Here is a 23,042-nt window from a genome sequence, read left to right as displayed (position 1 = left end):
CCCTTGAGGGGAGTGGGCGAAGCTACGTCGTATCGCGCAAGGCGTTAGCGCCGATGCCGTCCGTAGGCGATGAAGGCGATTCCCGCGATGGCGAGTGCTGCTGCGATGACCATGGCCACCGCAGCGGTGTCACCAGTCTGGGGCAGGAAGCTTCGAGTGACGACGCCGCCAGATTTGCCTGGCTTGCCGGGTCCCTTGGGCGTGGTAGGCGGTATGGGCGTATCCGGTTTTACCGAGGGCTTCTCGGGAGTCTTCTGCTCGGTGAAGGTATTGCAGAACTCAATCGCCTCGACAGCCTCCTCATTCTTGGTGTAGCTGAGGGACGCCTCGAGCTGACCTTCTCCGTTGTCAACAACGGTGACCGTGATCGTATAGACGCTCTCGTCGTAAGTCATTCCCTCTTCGGTACCCTTGACCTCGGCAATCCTGAAGGTGTAGGTACCGGGTGCCTCGAACGTCAGCTCATCGAATGATACGTTACCGCGCGCATCGTTCTTGGCGGTTCGACTTATATCCGCCGCATCGCCCTCACCCGTAAGCGCGAAAGTAAATTCGCTGTCCTTAAGGTCACGCCCGACAAGCGTCTTAATCGCCGTAATCTTGACGCTCGCAGGGGCAGCACGATAGACGTTGGTGAAAGTCGCCGTCTGAGCGTCTTCGAACGCATGCTTCACCGAAAGCGTGCCGTTTCCGTTGTCGCTAACCGTGGTCACCACAATATAGGAGGCACCGCTAAACGTCATGCCGCGATCGTGCGTTCCCGCACCGCGTTCGCGGAGGGTATACGTGTGCGTGCCGGGCTTGTTGTATGTGATGGGACTCAGCGTGATGCTGCCGTCCTTGGCGTTGGTACCCTTCGCCACCACGGTATTGCCCTCGACGAGTTCGAACGTGAACTCTCCGGCGTCAAGGTCGCGGCCCTCAAGCACCTTGGTAGCCTCGAGCTGGTCGGTCACGCTCGACGTGACAGGCTTCACGCCATAGCTGTTGGTGAACGTAAAGGCCGGGCCCTCTGCGGGGTTACGCGTGACCGTCAGGTGTCCTGCTCCGTCGTCGGTCACGGTAAAAGAAACCGTGCGTGTGCTCGCGGGGTCGTTGGCGACGCCGGGGGCGCTTCCGCTCTCTTCGATGGTGTAGACAAAGGTATGGGAGCGGGACTTAGTCGCCGCAGGTGCTGCGGTGTCGGCAATCTTATACGCCACAGTCTCGATTTCAGGCATGCCGAGCAGCATGGGTCCATCGGATTCAATAATCGTATCGCCAACGGGACCGGACTCCTCGACAGGAGCCGGCGCCACGTCCCCACCGCCCTCATCGGTAGCAGGAGCGTCGGTCACCGAAGCCTCGCCCGATGCCACGGGTCCCCCGAGATCGAACGTCGTATCGTCCCCTGCAGGCGCGCTTTTTGCAGCAATGCCATCGGCTCCGTCAAGCGCCTGGTCACTTTCATCATCGGTCGCTGCCTCATCGAGTTCCGAAGCGTCCTCACCCGTCGTGCCATTGTCGCCAAGGGCACGGTTGAGGTCCGCGAGGGTGAAAATGATGCCACCGAAGTCGATGTTGCCGTCGGCATCGTTCGTTGCATTCGTGCGCTCGGGCATAGGCGCTCCGTCTTCGCCCTTCACGGTAAAGGTGAACTTGCCCGCGATACTCGCCGGCGTGAGACCATCGGCCGAGGTCAGCGACTTGGTGCCGTTAAGCCGCATGGTCACTGGATCTCCCGTGGAGTACACGTTGCGGAATACGCATTCGCCCTTAGTCTGTACTGTCGCCTCAAGACTGCCGTTGCCATTGTCAACAATGCGCACGATCACGGTGAAGCTCGCAAGCCCAGCACTCACGCCCGCGGGCAGGCTAGCCTCATCCTCATATGCCACGTACTCAACGGTCCACACGAAGTTGCCGTCTTTGTTCGTACTCTTGGTCGCGCGGCCGCTGTCGACCAGGTCTGCCAACATGGCGGTGTCATAAGAGAAGGTCCCAAAGTCAACGGTGCCGTCCTTGCTGTTGCGCACCGTGCGGAGGGAAGTAGTGGTGCCTGCATAGGCCAGATGGAATGTGAACTCGCCATCAGCGAGCGGGCGCCCCTCAATCTTCTTGGTGGCGATGATGGCTGCACTCAAGCCGCCCGGGTCATTGGTGGAGGCGTAGTAGCTGTTGACGAACGGGACCTTTGCCGTCTCGGATGTCTCGCCCGTGACGTAGGTGTAGGTCTTGTCGCCCTCAGCACCGCCGGTAACGGTCGTGGTGGCCGTAAGCTTGCCCACGCCGTCGTCGGTCACGGCAATGGTCACCGTACGCACGGAGGTGTCATAGGTATAGCCTGGGGCGCCGCCATTTTTCTCGCTAACGGTATAGCTGTAGGTCTTGCCGGCGTCTGCCTGCGTAAACGTGACGTCACGCCCGCCGAGGATATCGATGGATACCGTCGCGCCATCGGCAGCAGCTGGCGTCACGAACGTGTTGTCGCCCTCCGACAGGCCAAGCGCCTTGGCGGAGGCGGCGTCGGTGGGCGTCACGGTGAACGTGAACTGTCCCTCAGCCATGCTGTGGCCGTTGAGCGTCTTGGTGATAACAAGGCCGCCGGCGGCAGAATAACTCAACTCGGAGGTATACGTGTTGGTAAATGTAGGATTCTCGACCTTGGTGACGGCTGCAGAGAGCACGCCGGCCTTATCGATAGTAACCAACACGGTGATCCTAGCGCGGTTGGTGCTGTAGGCGATACCGCTCGCATCGCCGGCCTTCTCAACTACCTCGTAGACATAGGTGCCAGCTTTGGTGTACGCGATGGTGCCGAAGTCGATGGCGGCGTGACCCTGTCCGTCTGCGTCGCTCTTAGTCAAGGTAACGCTTGTCTGAGGCATAGTCTGGGCATCGCGGTCACCGGACGCGAGACCAATCTCGAACGTGAACTTGTCGGCATCGGTCCACGCGCGGCCCTCGAGCACCTTGGTCAAGCCGAAGTTCGCCTTGGTATCGAGCTTGGCGGGCGTGGTGCCTAAACCAAACGTAATTATGCCGTTGTTGCCCAGATGGGCGTTGACCTGCGTTGCGCCTGCCAGGCTCGAGCTGTCATTCCACTCGGGGTTGAGCACGTCGCGCGCGGTGTCGGTGACGTTGCCACCCACGACGCTTTTTTCGGTGTGAAGCTGGTCGATGAAGAGCAGGCGCGCGGTGCCCTTGGCAAGCGCATAGCCGGTGCCGTCGGAGGTAAGGGCCCCCTCAAAGCTCGAGATCATGCTGCCGTCGATGGCAACCGCGGTGTAGGCATCTTTTGGCTTTCCGTCATCGCCACGGATAACGTACTCGTCCTTGTAGTAGTACGTCGCGGCGTCTTCGAGGCTCCCGGTTGCACGCTGAGTGCACGCCTCATCAGTGTAGAGAGGCGTCACCTTCTGGAGATAGTAGTAGCTGTTGGCAGAAGACGGACGGAAGCTGGCATGCGTATCGCCCAGGTCTCCGCCGGACCATTTGTTAGCCAAGAAGCTCACCGTGTTGGCGTCGTGATCCCCGTTGGCATCGATATAGTCAGTGAGCCCGGCGACGTTTGCGGGCGTGAAAAGGTTGTCGCGCACAACGTCCTTGACGCTCGAAGCATACGTCACGCGCAGAGGCTTGACGGCATCGATGTCCGCCACCTCAAAGGTGCCCTTTGCCTTATCGATCTTGTACTCGCGCAGCGGGATGAGTGATGCCGGCACCTTGACGGTAACCTTATCGCCCTAGCGCGGGTTCGTCGCGTCCGCACGCTCGACGGTAACGACCAGGTCCTTTGCCGTACCCTCAAACGTATAGGTGTCGGTGTTGCCCTCGGTGGACATACCGGCGACCGAGAAGGACGTGCCGTTAATCTGGGCACTGTGGAACTTGTCAACCTGCATGAAGTCGCCCAGCGTGTCGGTAAACGTGATGTAGCCGGTCTCATGCGGGCCGAACCCGTCCTCGATGTGGGTGGGATAGCCCGTCCCCGTGGTGATAGAGCTTGAGATGCCGCTGAAGACCTTCTCGAGCTCGGAGGCCGTGGCCGCAGACTGGTAGTAGTTGGAGTTCTGCGCACGCAAGCCAAGCGATCCTGCATCATATGATGTAGCGAGCGGGTAGTTACTCGACACCGCGTGCATGAATCTGTTCTCTTCGCTCGTGCCGCTCTTCGTGGGATCGTCTGTGGGCGTGGCCCCGTTAAAGATGCCGATGGTGTAGATGGTGGCACCGGAATCCTTCATCGCCTTGGCAGACGTAACAGCGCTCGTGGCGATTCGGCTCTCGAATCCGTTAGTGCTCGTAGGAGAACCGTCGGTAAAGAAGACGACGACTTTCTTTGCGTCCGCGCGTCCATTGCTCGCGAGCTGAGATTGCGCAAGCTGAAGACCAAAGTCGGCACGCGTGGAGCCTGCGGGGCTGATCGAGTTGACGGTGTTCTTGAGGCTTGTATCGCAGGGCGTGAGTTCCCTCATGACCTGCGAGTAGTTGTAGCGATAGCCTTCGCTGCGGTAGGTGCCGTTGCCCACGCTGCTGGACTTCTTGCCCGCGAACTTGACGATGGCAACCTTGTGCTGCTTCTCGGCGGGAAGGCCCTCGTTCTGCTTGGCAATCGTGTCGATGAAGTCACCGGCAGCACTCTTGAGTGCCGTGATGCGTTTAGTGCTGTCGCGGCCGCCCATCGCATCGTCCATCGATCCGGACGCGTCGAGCACCAATACGATGTCGAGGGGCTTGACCTCAGCTGTGGTGGTGTCGGAGGTAGATGACATGACCGAGAGTGTGGTTAGGAAGTCGGACTTCTCGTCATCCGCCACCCGGACGGTCTTGTCGGTCCAGATGCGCCCGATGTTTTGCGTCGAGATGTGCGACTCGTCACCGCCACCCGCCGCCCAGTGGCGCCAACGGTCGCGGGTATCGGGGTCGACCTTTATGGTCGTCTGTGCCCCTCCCCCTTCGCTTGCAGGAGAAGCGTTTGAGTCTGGGATAGCGCCTATCGCCAGCGCCGGCAGAGCCAGCAGCAAGACGATCGCCATCATGGCAAATCCCCTCATCTTCTTGCTCATAGTGAGCTCCCTTCTTTTGCCAGACGCCCTTAGCCTGATTGTTTAGAAAAGGGGGCAGCCATACCAGGTGACACACGTTCCAATAAAGGTTTGAGACGATTGTCTCAGTGCACGATCAACGCAGAAAAACGCGCATAGCCAGCAGTGGTCGCACTGGTACAGGGGAGAATATCAACACGGGCGCGATTGCGATTTGATAAGTGCCGTGCCCACCGAGGCATTGGCCATGAAAATGAAGGATGATGCCCGCATTTTGCCCATAGGATGCAAGCGATCATGGCTACCCGGCCAAGTACGACTTCTTCTGTAATGCGCTCAACGACCTCGCCATACCCCCTCGTGTCACCGGCGCGCCCGCTGGCGGCTTTTTCGCCCCTCGACAAGATTCTTTCCTCCCCCCGACGCGCCCTTCGGTCGCCGCCCGCACTCGCCACTAGGCCAACCTGTGGCGGTAAAATGTGCATTCCAAAATGAGTGGCGGATAATCCGACGTTTTGAGAACGATTCGCCTCCCCAAACTCACGATTAACCGCCACTCGATTAGAAATGCACCAAAAACCGCCACTCAACAGGACACGCCGCCACGCAAACCGGAAATAGCGAACCCGGAAGCGCACCAAAACCACTACTCGGCTGGTAGCCACTTAATCGCCGGCGTCTACCGCACGAACCCCACGTGCCAAAACGACAGGTTATTCTTGGTGCTACGACCACCTGGCACGGCGCCTAACGTTTCTGCATTGTTTCCGTCTGTGCTTTTTTGCAGGTAGCGGCTCCATTCGTCGTATTCTAGTTGATTAGCGCGCGTAACTTTCTCGCATTAGGTTGCAAGGGGGAAGAGAATGAGTCTCTTCCGGTTGCGTCGTGCGGAAGGGGTAACACAACTTTTTTGGAGGCTCTCATCATGGAGAAAAACTTCGGCGCGTTTGGGCGCGCATGCTCACGCCGCGATTTCCTCAAACTCAGCGGCATCACCGCATTCACCGTTGCGGGTGCAACGTTCCTTACCGGTTGCGGCCCTGCTGCACAAACCACCGGCTCCAACACGGGTTCCTCTAAATCCAGCTCCTCCAAGAAAGCCGTCGGCAAGCTCGGCGACGGCAAGACCCTGCGCATCGGCATGGAAGCCGCATACGCTCCCTACAACTGGCAGGAGTCTGCTGAATCTGACACTACAATTCCCATCGAGAACGTCTCGGGCGCCTATGCCGATGGCTATGACGTGCAAATCGCCAAGCGAATCGCCAAGGCGCTCGACATGGAGCCCGTCGCCGTCAAGATGGAGTTTGGCGCGCTTGTCGACGCTCTTGGCAACGGCACCATCGACATCATTTGCGCTGGCATGTCGGTCACGCCCGAGCGAGCCCAGTCTGCCGACTTCACCGATTCCTATATCGATGACGAAGTGATCGTGGTCGTGAAGAAAGATTCCAAGTACGCCAACGCCACTAAACTCTCCGACTTCACCGGCGCCACCGTCCTTGGCCAGAAGGACACTTTCTACGACGAGCTCATTGACGAGATTCCCGAGGTCAATCACCTTACGCCGGTTGCTACCGTGCCGCTTGTAGTCGACGGCATCGAGAACGGCACCTGCGACGCCATCACTTTCTCCTCCATGTCGCTGCCCAACCTGCTTGAAAACTACCCCGACCTCAAGAAGGTCGAGCTGGCCGACGGTGAGGGCTTCTCCGATCCGAGCAACCCCGACAACGCCGCCATCGCAAAGGGCCAAGACGACATCCTCGACGAACTCAATAAGATCATCAGCGATATCTCGCAAAAAGAGCGCCTGCAGATCTGGCAGGACTGCATGGATCGCCAGCCGGCCTAATCGCCGCATACTGCATGTACGCTGAAGGGCGAAAATCGCATCTTCGCCCTTTCTTGATTTACACTAAGGATTATTATGGCGTCCGCATTCTCACGCATCGCCTCATTTACCCGCCGCGATCATCGCTACGTGCTGCTCGGCACCTCTGCGTTCGCTGCAATCGGCATGATGCTCTCCAGCCAACCCCGCTCCCCTATGAGCTTTCTCGCCCACGCGTTCACCGTTGAACTCGTGATGTATTACCTGCTTGTAGCCTGGATCGTTCTTTCTGCCGTGGCGTTGGTGTTTAAATTCACGCATTGGAAGACCTATGCACAAACGGCACCCTTTACCAAACCGGGCGTCGTCCGCGCTCTTCGTCTTGGGTCGTATGTCATCTGGGCGATCGTGGCCGTACTCGTCGTCGATCGCGTTGTCCTGGGATTTGCCTCTGCATGGGCAACCGCAGCCAGCGCAACCTCTATGCCCAAGGATATGCTCGTTCAGGTGCTCTATATGTTCCAGCAGGGCAAGCAAACTTATATCGCCGGCGTCGTCACCACCATCGAGCTCGCCGTCTTTGGTACGGTCATCGCATTTTTCCTGGCAATTTTGCTGGTTGCCATCCGCATCATGGAAATCGATCGGTCCGATAACGACTTCACACGCTTCCTTAAGAAGGTTGGCGTGGGCTTTGCCAAGTTTTACTCCACCATCGTGCGCGGCACGCCAATGCTCGTGCAGGGCGTCATTATCTATTACTTGGGCATCGCCGTTGTGAGCAGCTTTGGCTTTAGCATTACCGAGGTCAACAACATCTGGTCTCGCTTCACCGCAGGCCTTGTCGTAGTTTCGCTCAACTCCACCGCCTACATGATGGAAGTACTGCGCGGTGGCATCGAGTCGGTCGACATGGGTCAGATGGAAGCAGCGCGCTCGCTTGGCCTTTCGCAATGGCAGGCAATGATCAAGGTCGTCTTCCCCCAGGGTATTAAATTTGCCATCCCCGGTCTTTCCAACGAACTCGTCATCAACATCAAGGATTCCTCGGTTCTTTCCGTCATCGGCGTGTTCGACCTCACCTTTGCCGCAAGCACTGTTGCGGGCATCTACTACAAACAGCTCAATGCGTATCTGGTCGCCGCTGTGGCTTATCTCATCATGACTGCCATCGCATCGTGGCTGCTGGGACGTCTGTCACGTCGCCTCAACGTTAAGAGCAAGCCCCTTGGCAGCACTTCGGACGCAAAGCCCCTTTCTCTTGGAACGGAGGCCTAGTCATGGCTTTGGACGCAACTTCTTTCTCGCCTTCTGCAAACGAACCCGTCGTTCGCGTTGAAGGCTTGCGCAAATCTTTTGACGGCAACGTTGTTTTGCGCGACATCGAGCTTTCGGTTATGCCCGGCCAGGTGGTTACCATCATCGGCGCCTCTGGATCGGGTAAGTCGACGCTCTTGCGCTGTCTCAACCTGCTGGAAACCCCCGATGCCGGCCATGTTTGGTTCCATGGAGCAGACCTCGCCGCCGACCACGTAAATGTAAACAAGCTGCGCGAGAAAATCGGCATGGTATTCCAGGGGTTCAATCTTTTCAACAATATGAACGTACTAGACAACTGCACGCTCGCTCCCGTCACGCTCAAGAAAATGAGCAAAGACGAAGCCGAGCAGACGGCTATGCGCCATCTCGAAGCCGTGGGTCTTGCCGATTTTGCACACGCCGATGTAGCCCGTCTTTCTGGTGGCCAAAAGCAGCGCGTTGCAATTGCCCGCGCCCTGTGCATGCAGCCCGATCTCATGCTTTTTGACGAGCCCACGTCCGCGCTCGATCCCGAAATCTCCGGCGAGGTACTGAGCGTCATGCGAGATCTTGCCGCAGGCGGTATGACGATGGTTGTCGTGACGCACGAAATGGCCTTCGCCCGCAACGTCTCCGATGAGCTCGTCTTTATGGATAAGGGCGTCATTGCCGAGGCATCGAGCCCCGACGAGATGTTCACCGCGCCCAAACTCCCCCGCACGCGCGAGTTCCTTTCGCGCTACCTAGACTAGTTCGCAGCGGTCACACATATCAATATGTACGCAACGGCGGAAAAGCCTGGATTTCAGGCTTTTCCGCCGTTTTTCTTTCTTATATTCAACACCCGGAGAGCGCTCGCGTAACCGGGGGTGCATTTTGTTAGGTACCCTATGTGACAAAGTAAACCTGTCTTGTTTTTGTCACCGCAAGACTTAACAGCAATAAAAAAGCAGGTAGATACCCATATCTACCTGCTTGTTCCATGTGGTGGAGGTGCGGAGAATCCCGCGCATTCGCTTACGCGAATCCGCACCGGCTGCGGCCGGCTATCGCCGTCCTTGCCCGCTCGCTAAAAACGCTCCGCGTTTTCTTTACGCTCGCGCCCTGCATAGAGTTCGATTCTCCGCAAGACTTAACAGCAATAAAAAAGCAGGTAGATACCCATATCTACCTGCTTGTTCCATGTGGTGGAGGTGCGGAGAATCGAACTCCGGTCCACGAAAGCCCCCTGATCGGCATCTCCAAGCTCAGTCGCTGATTTAATCTCGGACGCATTGCGCGCAGCGACACGCTCGCAGCGTCCCAACCGGTTCGGTCTTAGCCCGCGCCATACCGATTACGTGCGCAGGAGCATTCCCCTAAAATGACGTCGCACCGGTGTCGGGGAAATCACCGGGTTGACGCGCCAGCTATAAATTAAGCAGCGAGAGCCATGGGCTCATAAGAAGTGTTGTTGTCAATTCAATTTGACGGTACCCCTGTTTTACGAGGCGAGGAGACCTCGGCTTGCTTCCTCTCTCAAGGCTATCGTGTCGAAACCAGTCACCCCCTCAATCGAGAGGTCATGGCATTGCTGCACATCACAACTACGGCAGCAACATCGACCTTTTCAAAGAACACGCGCTCAACGCGGACCTGTATTCTACCACGTTGAGCGCCATGCTATTCATGTGCCGTCGATGTTCACTTCTCTACTGCCCATCAAGAAGTGCAAACATCAAGGCAGCCTCAATTGGCTTTATTCTTGATTTGCTTCTCGAACTCCAAGTTAGAGAGGTTATAGCTCAACAGATCGAGCTTGGTGCATTTAGGTCATCGCCGAGCCTTATCGCCCGGAACAATCAAAGCGATTCGCCGAATAGATTGCTCTGAGATTTACCCAAGTTGGTTTGAGAACGTCCCATTGTGGTAGAAGAAGTCCCAGGAACACACCTTGCCCGATACAGACTTCGAAAGGGGCCACGATGAGCGAAAAAGCAAACAACGCGGGAAAGACCGCTTTGGTACTTGAAGGCGGCAGCTTCCGCGGACAGTTTACAGCCGGCGTGCTCGACGTCTTCTTAGAGAATGGCATCACAGTCGATGCCTGCTATGGCGTATCTGCCGGTGCTCTTAACGGCGTCAACTTCAAATCCAAGCAAATTGGCCGCTGCAATCGCCTGAACCTCGCCTTTTGCGGCGACTCGCGTTACGTAGGCACCAAGTCTTTTGCCGAAAGCGGGAGCATGGTGGGCTACGACTTCTTATTCAACGACATCCAGGATCACATCGACCCCTTTGATAACGAGACGTTTAAGGCCAACCCCCTCGAGCTCTACGTCGCTGTCACCGATATTGTTTTTGGCACCGCCGACTATCTCCCCGTCAAGGATGCGACCCTCGACCTGGACGCCGTACGCGCCAGCACGTCGTTGCCGCTTGTCACCCCTATTGTCGAACTCAACGGGCATCTCTACCTTGATGGCGGAGTCGCCGATTCCGTGCCTGTGGAGCACGTGCTGGAAGATGCCGGCTTCGATCGCGCAATCGTAATCCTCACCCAGGATCGTAACTACAAAAAGGGCTCTTACGAGTTCATGCCGGCAGCAAATGCTCGCTATGCCGAGTACCCCTATCTCCTCGACGCCATCGCCACGCGCCACGATCGCTACAACGAGCAGCGCGAACACATTTGGGAGTACGAGCGCCAGGGCCGTGCACTCGTCATCGCGCCCGCAAAGCCTGTCACCGTCAAGCACGTTGAACGCGATGCGTCCAAGCTCCTCGACCTGTATATCCAGGGCAGGCAGGCAGCGCAACGACAACTCGAGGCAATCCGCTCGTTTATCGGATAGCGCCGACAACGCCGACCGTCCCCGGCAGCGCCGACCGTCCCCGGCAGCGCTCTCGCCCGTTCGTATCTGAGCTGCAAATGCGTGGCGGCTCTGGCGATGAGGATGGCGGGCGGGCCTACATCGATCGTCAAACTGCAAAAGCATGGCAGCTCTTCGAACCCAGATGGCAGCGAAAGCGATTGAGCGAGATTGTGCGCGTATTTCCGCCACTCGTCCCGGCACCGCCGCGGGTCGAGTGGCGGTTTTTCAAACATGAGAAACAACAACTATCGCATTACGTACGAAACACCGCCACTCAAGTATGGAACGCTCCCAAACGAGTGGCGGTTTTCGAAACGTCTCGGGGCAAGATTTCGCACATAAATGCACTACTTACCGCCACTTATCACAAAATGTTCGATTTACCGCCAATCATTTTCTGCTGCGAGCCACCGACTCGAGCGCACACCGGTACGAACGCACACCGGCTCGATTGCACGTTGGCTTGAAACGCACTCTGTCTCGACTGTACTCTGTATCGACTGTACGCCGCCTCAATCGCATGTCAGATCACACATGCGTCCGCCCAGCCTCTGGACCAGCACGTTCTTAACAAATTTGAAATATAACAGTGCCATTTCGTGAAGAGCCTGCGAGAACTTGTTGACAAAAATATGAACAAGTTTGCTCCCATGCGAAGAATAGCTACTCTATCAAACAACCGTTTAGGCCCTAACCCCTAGATTGGATACCAATGATGAAAAACGAAAACGCCCGACTCGCCGGAGCACTCGTCGGCCTTGGTGGAACGATTTCCCAGGCCATGGATGAGATTGAAGACTTCATCCCCTGTGGACATCCCGCAACCGTCGTCATCGACGGCCTCGCCTCGCTCCAGGCCAGACTCTCCGATGAAGAGCTCAACGAGAAAACCGAATCGATCTGCGGGCTCATTGACCACGTAAGTGAGAAACGCGGCGTGCCCGTACACTCCGTCGCCAACGTCAAGGAGTTCTCCAGCTCAAAAAAGGAGCTGCTCGCCCGTCTCGCGGATGTGGCGTGTCAGCTTCAGACTAAAGAGGCCACACATCAAAACATCAACGTCTGGCTCTACCGCGGTCTCGCCGCCCTCGAGGACGAGAGCAACGCCGCGATAAACATGCTTGCCGAAGCAAACGCCATGGAGGCAGCAGCCGCTCTGGCCTAATTGCGCTATCTGTAACCTGCAAAACGCAAGCGCCAAAAGCCTCACCGCACAAATCCATCGGTCTTTGCAGCATCAAAAAGGCCCGCGCGATATACGCGCGGGCCAGCACAATCATTATCTTAAAAATCAATCACTAAACGCGAACAGCCCTGCTTCCCTATTCGTCAAGGGCCAAAACCGCCTGGTCAAGAACGTCAGATGCGCGATAGTTGAGATAGTTATCGGATGTGATAACCACAACCTTTTTCGCGCCGGCTCCTTCAAATGCCTCTTTAGCATCGCTAACCATGGGAGCAAGCATAATCAAGTCTGCATTGGAAATCTCATTGACGGCATCGCTCGCAGGAAGCGCCTCGATGTCGATATCCAGGCCGCGTTGTTCGATAATCTCACGCATCTTAATCACCAAAAGGCTTGAGGTGACGCTCATCGTGCAGCACACGACAACTTTTTTCATGGGAACACCTTTCGTGCAGGTATCAGCATAAACGCTTGGCATAAAAAGGGGCCCCTGTTCGCGAGTCGAACGAACAGGGGCCAAGGGGCTATTTCTTCTGAACGTACTTGAGGCAGTCAAGGGTAACGGCAACAAGAATGATCAGACCGGAGAACACGAACTGAAGGTTGGTGTCGATACCCAGAATGGTAAGTGCGTACGTCAGGGCGGTGAAGATCAGCACGCCAACGGTCACGCCGGAAATCTTACCGATACCGCCGGTAAACGAGACGCCGCCAACGACGCACGCAGCAATAGCGTCCATCTCCCAGCCTTGACCGTAAGCAGCAGAGCCAGAACCGACCATGCGGATGCACTCAAGCCAAGAACCAAAGCCATACAGGATACCAGCGAGAATGAAAGCACCGATGGAAACGGCGAAAACGTTAATGCCGGAGACGGAAGCAGCCTCGGGGTTGCCGCCGACAGCGAACATGTTCTTGCCGAACGTGGTCTTGTTCCAGATAAACCATACAACCACGATAGCGGCGACAGCCCACAAGATGATCGTCGGGAAACCACCGACGCGCGGGGTCACCATCGCAGGAATCTTAGGATTGATCGAACCGAACGACACGCCCTTGGTGGCATAGGTGACGAGGCCAAAAATCACCAGCATATTTGCCATCGTCGAAATGAACCAGTGCATCTTGAACTTAGCGGTAAAGAAGCCGGCAATAGCCGAAAACGCCGTGCACAGAACAATGCATACGACGAGTGCCAGAAGGATCTGGGCAACGAGGGGCATGGTGGAGAAATCGAAGGCAACGCCAAAGACAGTACCGGTGTTAGGACCGGCGTGCATGATGATAGTCGAGGCAACCATGCTCATACCGACCATACGGCCAATCGACAGGTCGGTACCGGTCTGAAGAATCAGGCCCGCAACGCCTAGAGCCAGGAACATACGCGGAGATGCCTGCTGGAAGATGTTCAGCACGTTTTGCATCGTGAGCAGCTGCGTGCCCTTGACCGCGGGCGTAATGGCGCACAGCGCGATGAAGACCAGCGCAATAGCGATATACAAGCCGTTGTTGAGCAGGAACGTGCGCGTGTTGAACGTGTACTTATAGTTCTCCCAACGCTGAGCGAGGTTCTCGGTAAATGTGAACTTTCCGATGCGCAGCAGGTCGATCATGTGATAACGGTAGGCAAATGCTTCGTGCTCGCGATCTTTGATCTGCTGCAGCTCCTGCTGATAGGTCACCTTGGCATCGAACTGCTTGTTCTTGTAGACGTACTTCTCGTCCTTGATCTCTGCCTGGTCACTGATGCCGGCAATGCTGGCCTGATGCTCCTTCTCAAGCTCAGCGAGCCTCTTTTGATATGCGGCCTTGGCTGCTTCACGCTCGGCAGCACAGCTTGCCTTGACAGGAGCCAAGTACTCGGTCTCGAAATGGGCCTTCAAATAGTTCTCGGCATCGGCGATCAGCTCGCTAACCTTGCCCTTATTCTGGGATTCAACCTCCTTGGCCTTCTCCATCTGAGCCTTGTAGCCATTGATGAGGCTGTCACGCTCGTCCTTGGTAAGCACGCGGTCGCTCTTGGCGGCATCGATGCTGCTCTGAAGCTCAACGATGCGCGTAGTGCCATTGGCGCGCAGGGCATCGACCTTTTTTTGGATCTCGCTTACATAGCTGTCGATCGGCTGGATGAGCTTTGTCTCCTCTTCGACCGACAAGATCTTACCGGATACGGTAGGCATGTGTTCCATCCCCTTCGTTTACAGATACTTAGCACTCAAGCGGAGCAGCTCTTCCTGGTTCGTCTCCTTGGTGTTGACGATGCCGGAAAGGTGTCCGTTCGACATGACGCCGATGCGGTTGGTGATACCGAGAATCTCGGGCATCTCGGAAGAGACCACGATAACCGTGGTGCCCTTCTTGGCCATATCGATAATGAGCTGGTAAATCTCGTACTTGGCGCCAACATCGATGCCACGGGTGGGCTCGTCCATCAGGAACACCTGCGGGTAGCGCTCGAGCCACTTACCAAAGATGACCTTCTGCTGGTTGCCACCAGAAAGGCTCGAAATAAGATCGTCTGGACCCATGCACTTGGTATGCATGGTCTTAATCTCTTTGTTCGTGGCGCGGATCATCTTGTCGTTAGAGAGAGCAAGACCATTCTTGTACTGCTCGAGGTTGGCGATGGTGGTGTTGAACGTCAGGTCTCCCTTAAGGAATAGGCCGTTGGCCTTACGCTCCTCGGTAATGAGGGCAAAACCATGCTCCATAGCGTCACGCGCCGAAGAGAAATTCATAAGGCGGTCGCGGAAATACACGCGTCCCGCAGCACGGGTGCGAATACCGAAAATCGTCTCGAGCAGCTCGGTGCGTCCGGCTCCCACCAGGCCATATAGGCCAAAAATCTCGCCCTTGCGCACGTCAAACGTGATATCGACCAGGTGCGGATCAAACTTCGTAGACAGGTGCTGTACAGAAAGAACGTTATCGCCAGGGACGTTATCCACCGGCGGGAAACGATTGTCCAGCGAGCGGCCGACCATCGCGCTCACGAGCTCGTTCATATCGGTCTCACTCGTGTGCTTAGTCATAACCAGGTTGCCGTCGCGCAAAACCGATACATCGTCGCAAATCTCGAAGATCTCGTCCATCTTATGCGAAATGTAGATGAGTGCGATTCCCTGCTCTTTAAGCTTGCGCATCATCTCGAACAGTTTGTCGACCTCTTGCGCCATCAGCGAGCTCGTGGGCTCGTCCAAGACGATGACCTTAGCGTTATAGGACATTGCCTTGGCGATTTCGACCATCTGGCGCTGGGAGACGCTCATGTTTTTCATGGGCTGAGTTAGGTTAACGGTCATGCCCAAGCGACGAAACAGGTCCGATGCTTCCTTGCGCATGCGCGCCTCGTCGACCACGCCGCCCTTGACCGGATAGCGGCCCAGAAACAGATTGTCGACCACGTTGCGCTCGAGGCACTGGTTGAGCTCCTGGTGCACCATAGCGATGCCGTTTTCCAAAGCATCCTTAGGCCCGGAGAAGCTCACCTCCTTGCCATCGAGGAAAATAGTTCCCTCGTCCTTCTGATAGGTACCAAACAGGCATTTCATCATCGTAGACTTGCCTGCGCCGTTCTCACCCATCAGGCCCATGACGGTACCGCGGCGGACGTCGAGGTCGATATGGTCGAGCACGCGGTTGCGCCCGAACGTCTTGCTCATCCCTCGGATCGACAGGACGATGTCGTCTTGCTTGTCTGACATGTATTCACCCCTCGTTTCCCTCGATGTCCTCCCCAAGCAATGTGATTTGCGCAGCTACGATAGGGAGAACGTCCTGATATGAGACCATGCCCGATTGTTTACGTACTCATGATCTCGGAAAGGCAAGGGGGAGCAGTCTCCTGATCCCCCTTGCAAACATACTCACATGCCTTTTTTGGCAGCCATTATCTTACTGGCCGAGATTCGACGTGTAAGAAGCACCGTTGTCGGTCTTCACCATGTTGATGGCAAATGCATCGAAGTCAGCGGGGTTGGCGAGCTTGTTGGTGATGGAGGACTCGTTCTGGCCGTCGCCCTGGACGATCTCGAGATCGAGGTTGAGCAGCGGAGCGTACTTCTCGAGCAGCGGCTTGTAGGTAGAGCCCAGGAAGTTGTCGGCGGAGTTGTAGATGCTCAGCCAGACCTTCTTCTTGGGGCTGTCGCCCTCGTCGAGCTGGGCCTGAGCCGTCTCGTACAGGGTGTTCGCCGGATCGGTGAAGTCCTTGTAGTTCTCGGCGGTAACCTCGAGGTTCATAGCGTAGAAGGAGCGGTCGTCCTCGCTGTACTTGAAGTCCTCCTCGGCGATGACGTTGCCGGCAGCGTCGGCCTCGCCCACGCCGGTGTTGACGTCGACACCGTCAAGCGCGTTGCGGAGCAGACGCAGCGTGAGGTAAGCCTGAACAGCGGGGTTCTGGGAGATGGTGCCACCATAGGGGAACTCGGAGTCGCCCAGAGCGGCAACGGCGTCGGAGTTGGCGTCGTAACCAAAGACGGGAACCTTGTTCTCCTTGGCCCAGTTGGAGTACATGGACATGCCCATGCCGTCGTTGTTGGAGACGACGATGTCGATCTGGTCGCCAAAAGCAGAAGCCCAGGTACCGGACAGGGCGTTACCGGCGGTTGCAGCGTCCCAGGTAGCGCCAGCAGAGGTCTTCATCTCCTGGCTTGCGAGCTCACGGACAATGAACTTCTTGCCGTCGACCTCGATCTCGCCGTCCTTGACCTTGTCGGACTTGCCGTCCGTGTTGGTGCCCACGGGGTCGGACACGATCTGGCCGTCCTTCTCGACAGCAGTGCCCAGGGCCTTGCGGCAGCCGCGGGTACGGGCGATGGAATCGTTGTGTCCCACGTCACCGATGGCGAGAACGTAACCAATGACGCCGTCGCCATTACGGTCGATGTCGGCTGCGTGATTCTTGATGTACTCGACAACCATCTCGCCCTCGAGCTCGCCGCCCTGCTTGGCGTCGAAACCGACATAGTAAGTGTCCTTGTTCCAGTTGAGCGTAGTCATATCGAGCTCACCGGTGGAGGAGTTGGACGGCTGACGGTTGTAGAAGACAACGGGCTTGTCAGCGTTGGCAACCGAACCGCCTGCAGCTGCGCTGCCAGCGTCGCCGCCGGAGCCGCCGCAGCCCACGAGGCCGCTTGCAGCCACCGTGGCCATGCCAAGGCCACAATACTTGAGGAATTCACGACGAGAAAGTGCCATAACGTTCTTCCCTTCCTGTTGGGCGCGCTTTGAGCACGTCCCATTTCTTGCGGCGGGCTACATCCCGCCAAGGACCGATTAGAGGCGGCACCCGGTTTGTGGTGCTTCGCGCCCCGGCCCGCTTACTATTTGAGTACGTTAACATTCGATAAACATGGAACTGTCGCAACGTTCTCGCTTACTGCCGAACGGTTTATAAAGCGCCCGTGAACGGTAGGATATCCATTCCTTGATTCGCTAACGTTTTGCACAGAAAAAGAAAGCCCCTGTTGGGGAGCTGGACAAAAGACCCCTCATCTGCTTTCGAGTTCTTTCGAAATAGCCCCGTCATAAGGCACGCGCCCGCGCCGTGTCCGCTGCGAAGGCCTCGGTCGAGCATTAGCGCCTCTCCCCAAAGGATAGCTTTGCCCGACACTCACAAACCCGCATTAAAGCGCACGTCTGCGTCTTGCCTGTGACACTGAACCTCGATCGATAAGCTCTCCGGGAATGCGAATGGCAACCGGGCCTCCGCTCTTCTCGCCTTTAATAAGAGCGTGCTCAAATGCCACAGTGCCACGCCTGAGCGTATCGAACCTCACCGTGGTCAGACAGCTGTTGGGAACGTACTCGGCCAAAGAGTCGTCGACGCCCACAACGCTGACATCTTCGGGAACTCGTATGCCGTGCTCGCGCAACGCACACACCACTCCATTTGCCATCTGGTCGTTCTCCGCAAAGACGGCAGTAAAGGTGCGATCTTGCTCGATCATACGGCAGGCGATTTGATAGCCGCTACTTGCAGACCAGTCACCATGTAGTGGCTCTACTACAGGAAGGCCGTTTTGCTCAAGGGAATCCCTCCATCCAGCCCGACGGAACTGTTCGTCAATCGAAGAAGCCGGTCCTCCCACGTAACGAATCTCTTTGTGCCCAAAAGAGAGCAAATGGTCCATAAGCATGCATGCGCAATGGTACTGGTCGGAGTCGACCGTCGTGCAGACAGGATGCTCACACATGGTGACGATGACCGTAGGCAAACTGGGAAGAGGCCTGAACTCCTCAAAATCGGGAGCCAAACGGCTCATGCCGAATATCAAGCCATCGATGGGAAGCGCGGACATCATACGCGCCGCTTCGCCGAGAGAGAATTCTCGGTCTTTGCTCATCTCCACAAGCGTGACGGCATAATCGCAATCGCGCGCGGCGGCGGTGATGCCATCGAGCATCGTAAGGTTTCCAAACTCGGTGATGTCATTTACACAAAAACCCACCGAGTGATATTTGCCATCTCGAAGCGAACGGCCGGCGTAATTCACGCGAAAGCCAAGTTGATCCATTGCCTGACGCACGCGCTTTCGCGTTGCCTCGCTCACATTTGGCATGTCATTGGCAACACGCGATACAGTCTGCTGTGACACACCCGCGAGACGCGCGACATCGACCATCGAAACGGTGCGCCCCCGCGGCGCACCCGACTCTGTTCGCTCATCCCCCCGCATGGTCTTCACCACTCTCAAGCTCGCAAGGTACACAATAAGGGCCCACTATATTCCAAGCGCAGCGGACATCCAACATACGAGGGCGCAATGCCGCTCGCAGGATGTTTTGCACCGATTGCAGAAATTGGGCAATTGGCTGCTATAGCCCAATGAGTACGTTAACAATAATGAAGCTGTGGCATTCACACATATCGCTGAACGGCAGTTTGCACATCGCATACGAACATCGGAGGACGCCGCATGGCCGATATCGAACGCTTTGGAACAATCGGCAACAAAGCAGAAGTACATATCTATACGCTTGTCTGTGGCAACGTGACAGCACGTGTTATGGACTTTGGAGCGACCTTGCTCTCGCTTGTCGCGCCCGACCAAAATGGCAACCTCGACGATATCGTGCTCGGATTCGATCAGCTCGAAGGCTACTTTGACAATCCTGCCTGCTACGGAGCAACCATCGGCCCCTCGGCAAATCGAACGGACCAAGGAGAGGTCGCCATCGCGGGGACCCTTTACCATATGCCGGGAAATGATGGCCCCTCCCTGCGCAACAATCTTCACACCGACTTGGAATACGGCATTCATAAGCGCATCTGGGATGCCAGTCCGTCGGAAGATGGAGCATCAGTTTGCTTCTCGCTTAAATTGCCTGATAAAGAATACGGTCTATCGGGAAACCGCCTCCTTACCGCCTGCTATTCGCTTGTATCCAATGAAAACGGGAGCGTCACGCTGAGGGTGCACTATGAGTGCTCCACCGACGCTCCAACGTTTGTCAATATGACCAACCACACCTACTGGAACCTTGCCGGCCACGCATCCGGAAGCATTCTCGAGCAGACCGTGTGCGTACAAGCGCAAAAATATCTACCCCTTCGCGACGATAACGTATCCCTGGGAACGGTGGAAGACGTCGCAGGAACGCCCTTTGACTTCCGTCAGCCAAAGGCGCTCGGTCGCGATATCGAACAAGACTGCGACCAGCTCCGCCAGGCACGTGGATACGATCATTGCTTCTGCATCGACAATTACCGCCCGGATGCGCCCGCGCGCCCGGCGCTTCATGCCGAGAGCCTCAAAAGCGGACGCGTCCTTGACATATCGATCACCACACCCGGCGCCCATCTCTATACGGGAAACTGGCTCGAAGATGCAAATGCCAAGGAGGGCGCCGAGTATCGTCCCCGTTACGGATTTGCCTTTGAGCCCGAGTTTTGGCCCGACAACATGCATCACGATGACTGGATCCACCCACGCTGCGAACCCGGCCATCCTTACGCTCAGACCATCTTGTACCGCTTTTCGCACAAGTAAACGGGCAACGCCTGCAAATGCAAGTCACGAGAAAGGAAACGTTCATGAGCGAAGCCGCTCCTTCTATGCTTTTGACCCATCTTCAAGAGCTTTTCGAATCATCTTTTGGCCCCGTCGACGAAAAACGCATGCTGCACGTGCATGCGCCGGGACGTTCCGAAATATCGGGTAATCATACCGATCACGAAGGTGGGCACATCATCGCTGCGGCCCTCGACGTGGCAGTTGACGGCATCGCCCGCGCAAACGGCACCAACGTCGTGCGCGTTGCTTCCGAAGGGTATGAACCCTTCGAGGTCACGCTCGACTCCCTCGAAATCGCAGAAGAAGAAAAGGGCACTACAGCAAGCCTTGTGCGCGGAATGGCACACGAGATTGCCGCAACGGGAGCCATTCCGGCAGGATTTGACCTTGCTATGACCTGCACGGTCCCCTCCGGTGGCGGACTTTCGAGCTCGGCTGCCATCGAGGCGGCCATCGGCAGAACCATGGAGGCACTCTGGTCTGCCCCCTCCATCGACCCCGTCTCCCTTGCACAGATGAGTCAACGAACCGAAAATCACTACTACGGCAAGCCCTGCGGTCTCATGGACCAGGCAGCCGTATGCCTGGGTGGACTTGCCTTCATGGACTTTGAGAATGTCGCTCACCCCAAAACGCAAAAGCTCGAATTCGATTTCGAAGAGCACGGATACGGACTGGTGCTTGTGAAAGTCGGAGCCGATCATGCCGCATCTACCGACGACTACGCCGCCATCCCTGGCGAGATGCAGACAATTGCCGCAAAATTCGGGCATACGCGCCTGTGCGAAGTCAGCAAAGAGGATTTCGACCGTCAGGTCCCTGCACTGCGCGCCGAATTTGGAGACAGGGCCGTACTGCGCTGCATCCATTACTGGTACGAAAACGACTTAGTTGACCAGCGTTGGAATTCTTTGCAAGAAGCAGATATCGATAGGTTCCTTAACCTCACACGCGAAAGCGGTGCCAGCTCCGCCATGTATCTGCAAAATGTCACCGCTCAGCTAGGCCGCGAAGAGCCCGCCATGTATGCGCTGGGACTTGCTGAGCATATACTAGCCGGACGCGGCGCCGTTCGCATCCATGGTGGCGGCTTTGGCGGAACCATCCAGGCTTTTGTTCCCCTCGATATCACCGATTCATTCATCGATCGCATGGATTACTGGCTGGGCGAAGGCTCAAGCCGTCACTATAAGGTTTCTGACGAGGGAGCATACGCAACATGGCTGTAGTTGACGCAACCGTTCTTCGCAATACGATTCAGGCGCTCATCGATTACGCGGTGCTCCATGGCCTGGAGCTTGAAAACGATCACGCATGGTCTTACAACATCGTTCTTGAGTGCATCGGCGCCACAGGGCCTGCCCCTGACACGGCGTGGGTTCTCGGCGACAGCAGCTCCTTTGCGGATACTGATTTCGACCTCGACGATGCCCTTGCGACCATCGTACAGCAATCGGTGGAAAACGGAGTCGCCGACGACACCGCCAGCGGACGCGACCGCATCGCCTGCCGCGTAATGGGCATCCTCATGCCAAAGCCCAGCCAGGTCGCTGCCGAATTCAAGCGTCTCGCAGCCAAACAAGGCGCGCAAGCCGCCACCGATTGGTTCTATCGCCTTTGCTGCGACGCGGGATACGTACGCCGCTCGGCCATCGCGCGCAATATCAAGTGGACCACGGCCACCGGCTGGGGCGACCTCGAAATCACGATCAACCTCTCGAAACCCGAGAAAGATCCGCGCGAGATTGCTGCCGCGGGAGCTGCCCAAAACGATGGCGAGAAATACCCCGCATGTCAGCTTTGCATCGAAAACGAGGGTTATCCGGGACGCGGCGCAAGCGCTGCGGGCGGTGCGCACCCTGCACGTCAAAATCTCCGCATCATCCCTATCGAGCTTGGCGGTGAGCGTTGGGGCTTGCAATATTCGCCGTACGCATACTTCAATGAGCACTGCATTGCCATGAGCTCACAGCACCGCCCCATGCACATCGATCGCGCGGCGCTCACCTGCCTGCTCGACTTTGTCGATACCGTGCCCGGGTATTTCATCGGCTCCAACGCCGACCTGCCCATCGTAGGCGGATCGATTCTCTCGCACGATCATTTTCAGGGCGGAGCGCACGAGTTCCCCATGATGCGCGCAGAAGTCACGCAGATCTTCTCGATGGACGCTTTCCCCGAGGTTGCGGGCGCTGTGTTGCATTGGCCCCTCTCCGTCTTGCGTTTGCGCAGCGCCAATCGCCAAGCGCTGTTTGAAGCCGCAGTGCACGTTATCGATTCTTGGCGTGCTTGGAGCGATGAGACCGTGGGTATCATCGCCCACGATCCAGACGGCACTCGTCACAACACGGTGACTCCCGTCGTGCGCCATGTTGACGAGGACGGCAACGTGGGCGGAAGATCCTACGAGGTATATCTTGCCCTGCGCTGCAACATCACTTCCAAGCAGCACCCCCTGGGCGTATTCCATCCGCATGCCGAATACCATCACATCAAAAAAGAGAACATCGGCCTGATCGAGGTCATGGGCCTTGCCATCTTACCGCCGCGCCTTGTGCCCGAGCTCAATGCCGTGAAGGAGCATCTGCTGACAGGCGATATCGCCGGTCTTGCTACCGATGAGCTAAGCGCGAGCCATGCCGCATGGGCAGAGGAGATCTACAAGCGCCGCGGCGATGAGCTCACAGAAGAAAATGCTCTCGGCATCCTCCACGAAGAGGTCGGGTCCGTCTTTGGCCATGTCCTTGAAGACGCCGGCGTCTTCAAGTGGGATGAAGCCGGAAGAGCTGCCTGCCAGCGCTTTGTTGAGAGTCTCTAACGTCCTAC

The 23,042-nt window shown here is 56.8% G+C and carries 15 protein-coding genes and 1 other RNA gene; 8 read left to right on the top strand and 8 right to left on the bottom strand.

The window, feature by feature from the left end; genetic code table 11:
- Positions 1-44: 44 nt before the first annotated feature.
- A complete protein-coding gene (locus HF320_RS01720) occupies positions 45-3,704 on the bottom strand; it encodes a Spy0128 family protein (RefSeq protein WP_169276790.1) in 3,660 nt (1,219 codons plus the stop codon).
- A 21-nt stretch (positions 3,705-3,725) separates the two neighbouring features.
- The gene (locus HF320_RS01715; RefSeq protein ID WP_169276789.1) at positions 3,726-5,048 is read right to left on the bottom strand and encodes a VWA domain-containing protein; all 1,323 of its coding nucleotides are present in this window, start codon (positions 5,046-5,048) and stop codon (positions 3,726-3,728) included.
- 904 nt (positions 5,049-5,952) lie between these two features.
- On the opposite strand from HF320_RS01715, the gene HF320_RS01710 reads away from it, so the two are divergent.
- From HF320_RS01710 to HF320_RS01700, 3 genes are all read left to right on the top strand, one after another.
- Entirely contained in the window at positions 5,953-6,882 is a 930-nt protein-coding gene (locus HF320_RS01710; protein ID WP_169276788.1) for a transporter substrate-binding domain-containing protein, read from the top strand.
- 75 nt (positions 6,883-6,957) lie between these two features.
- On the top strand, positions 6,958-8,139 hold the full coding sequence (locus HF320_RS01705) for an amino acid ABC transporter permease (protein ID WP_211158910.1): 1,182 nt from the start codon (positions 6,958-6,960) through the stop codon (positions 8,137-8,139).
- A 2-nt stretch (positions 8,140-8,141) separates the two neighbouring features.
- On the top strand, positions 8,142-8,912 hold the full coding sequence (locus HF320_RS01700; RefSeq protein WP_169276787.1) for an amino acid ABC transporter ATP-binding protein: 771 nt from the start codon (positions 8,142-8,144) through the stop codon (positions 8,910-8,912).
- A 433-nt stretch (positions 8,913-9,345) separates the two neighbouring features.
- Here HF320_RS01700 and ssrA read toward each other — a convergent pair.
- Positions 9,346-9,710: a transfer-messenger RNA gene (gene ssrA / locus HF320_RS01695) on the bottom strand.
- 414 nt (positions 9,711-10,124) lie between these two features.
- Here ssrA and HF320_RS01690 point away from each other — a divergent pair.
- Together HF320_RS01690 and HF320_RS01685 are read left to right on the top strand one after the other, a co-directional pair.
- Positions 10,125-10,994 (top strand): patatin-like phospholipase family protein, encoded by an 870-nt coding sequence (locus tag HF320_RS01690; RefSeq protein ID WP_169276786.1) that lies wholly within the window; start codon positions 10,125-10,127, stop codon positions 10,992-10,994.
- A 733-nt stretch (positions 10,995-11,727) separates the two neighbouring features.
- On the top strand, positions 11,728-12,180 hold the full coding sequence (locus tag HF320_RS01685; protein ID WP_169276785.1) for a hypothetical protein: 453 nt from the start codon (positions 11,728-11,730) through the stop codon (positions 12,178-12,180).
- Positions 12,181-12,337: 157 nt separating this feature from the next.
- Here HF320_RS01685 and HF320_RS01680 read toward each other — a convergent pair whose 3' ends face one another.
- The 5 genes from HF320_RS01680 to HF320_RS01660 all read right to left on the bottom strand — a co-directional run bounded on the left by HF320_RS01680 (position 12,338) and on the right by HF320_RS01660 (position 18,824).
- Positions 12,338-12,637, bottom strand: coding sequence for a PTS sugar transporter subunit IIB (locus tag HF320_RS01680; RefSeq protein ID WP_169276784.1), 300 nt, complete (start codon positions 12,635-12,637; stop codon positions 12,338-12,340).
- An 88-nt stretch (positions 12,638-12,725) separates the two neighbouring features.
- Positions 12,726-14,381, bottom strand: coding sequence for an ABC transporter permease subunit (locus HF320_RS01675; RefSeq protein WP_169276783.1), 1,656 nt, complete (start codon positions 14,379-14,381; stop codon positions 12,726-12,728).
- Positions 14,382-14,399: 18 nt separating this feature from the next.
- Positions 14,400-15,905 (bottom strand): sugar ABC transporter ATP-binding protein, encoded by a 1,506-nt coding sequence (locus tag HF320_RS01670; RefSeq protein WP_169276782.1) that lies wholly within the window; start codon positions 15,903-15,905, stop codon positions 14,400-14,402.
- Positions 15,906-16,095: 190 nt separating this feature from the next.
- Positions 16,096-17,397 carry a substrate-binding domain-containing protein gene (locus HF320_RS01665; protein ID WP_169276781.1) on the bottom strand — a complete coding sequence of 434 codons (1,302 nt, stop codon included), beginning with the start codon at positions 17,395-17,397 and terminating at the stop codon, positions 16,096-16,098.
- A 428-nt stretch (positions 17,398-17,825) separates the two neighbouring features.
- Entirely contained in the window at positions 17,826-18,824 is a 999-nt protein-coding gene (locus HF320_RS01660; RefSeq protein ID WP_169277003.1) for a LacI family DNA-binding transcriptional regulator, read from the bottom strand.
- A gap of 294 nt (positions 18,825-19,118) precedes the next feature.
- Between HF320_RS01660 and HF320_RS01655 the strand changes: the two genes are divergently transcribed.
- From HF320_RS01655 to HF320_RS01645, 3 genes are read left to right on the top strand one after another with little or no spacing between them, the layout of a single operon-like run.
- Positions 19,119-20,192 carry an aldose epimerase family protein gene (locus tag HF320_RS01655; protein WP_169276780.1) on the top strand — a complete coding sequence of 358 codons (1,074 nt, stop codon included), beginning with the start codon at positions 19,119-19,121 and terminating at the stop codon, positions 20,190-20,192.
- 44 nt (positions 20,193-20,236) lie between these two features.
- Complete coding sequence (locus HF320_RS01650) at positions 20,237-21,445, top strand: galactokinase (protein ID WP_248276549.1); 1,209 nt, start codon at positions 20,237-20,239, stop codon at positions 21,443-21,445.
- Positions 21,436-23,034, top strand: coding sequence for a UDP-glucose--hexose-1-phosphate uridylyltransferase (locus HF320_RS01645; RefSeq protein WP_169276779.1), 1,599 nt, complete (start codon positions 21,436-21,438; stop codon positions 23,032-23,034). The genes HF320_RS01650 and HF320_RS01645 overlap by 10 nt, the downstream gene beginning before the upstream one ends.
- Positions 23,035-23,042: the final 8 nt, after the last annotated feature.

It is taken from the genome of Collinsella acetigenes, from assembly GCF_012844445.1.
Taxonomy (GTDB): Bacteria; Actinomycetota; Coriobacteriia; order Coriobacteriales; family Coriobacteriaceae; genus Collinsella; species Collinsella acetigenes.
This window is presented reverse-complemented; position numbering and strand designations above follow the sequence as displayed.

What these genes read in the sequence shown, in the direction of transcription:
- HF320_RS01665 (WP_169276781.1), bottom strand. Translation starts at nt 17,397, where the DNA reads ATGGCACTTTCTCGTCGTGAATTCCTCAAGTATTGTGGCCTTGGCATG.
- HF320_RS01645 (WP_169276779.1), top strand. Translation starts at nt 21,436, where the DNA reads ATGGCTGTAGTTGACGCAACCGTTCTTCGCAATACGATTCAGGCGCTC.
- HF320_RS01690 (WP_169276786.1), top strand. Translation starts at nt 10,125, where the DNA reads ATGAGCGAAAAAGCAAACAACGCGGGAAAGACCGCTTTGGTACTTGAA.
- HF320_RS01685 (WP_169276785.1), top strand. Translation starts at nt 11,728, where the DNA reads ATGATGAAAAACGAAAACGCCCGACTCGCCGGAGCACTCGTCGGCCTT.
- HF320_RS01715 (WP_169276789.1), bottom strand. Translation starts at nt 5,048, where the DNA reads ATGAGCAAGAAGATGAGGGGATTTGCCATGATGGCGATCGTCTTGCTG.
- HF320_RS01650 (WP_248276549.1), top strand. Translation starts at nt 20,237, where the DNA reads ATGAGCGAAGCCGCTCCTTCTATGCTTTTGACCCATCTTCAAGAGCTT.
- HF320_RS01710 (WP_169276788.1), top strand. Translation starts at nt 5,953, where the DNA reads ATGGAGAAAAACTTCGGCGCGTTTGGGCGCGCATGCTCACGCCGCGAT.
- HF320_RS01680 (WP_169276784.1), bottom strand. Translation starts at nt 12,637, where the DNA reads ATGAAAAAAGTTGTCGTGTGCTGCACGATGAGCGTCACCTCAAGCCTT.
- HF320_RS01700 (WP_169276787.1), top strand. Translation starts at nt 8,142, where the DNA reads ATGGCTTTGGACGCAACTTCTTTCTCGCCTTCTGCAAACGAACCCGTC.
- HF320_RS01660 (WP_169277003.1), bottom strand. Translation starts at nt 18,824, where the DNA reads ATGGTCGATGTCGCGCGTCTCGCGGGTGTGTCACAGCAGACTGTATCG.
- HF320_RS01655 (WP_169276780.1), top strand. Translation starts at nt 19,119, where the DNA reads ATGGCCGATATCGAACGCTTTGGAACAATCGGCAACAAAGCAGAAGTA.
- HF320_RS01705 (WP_211158910.1), top strand. Translation starts at nt 6,958, where the DNA reads ATGGCGTCCGCATTCTCACGCATCGCCTCATTTACCCGCCGCGATCAT.
- HF320_RS01675 (WP_169276783.1), bottom strand. Translation starts at nt 14,381, where the DNA reads ATGCCTACCGTATCCGGTAAGATCTTGTCGGTCGAAGAGGAGACAAAG.
- HF320_RS01670 (WP_169276782.1), bottom strand. Translation starts at nt 15,905, where the DNA reads ATGTCAGACAAGCAAGACGACATCGTCCTGTCGATCCGAGGGATGAGC.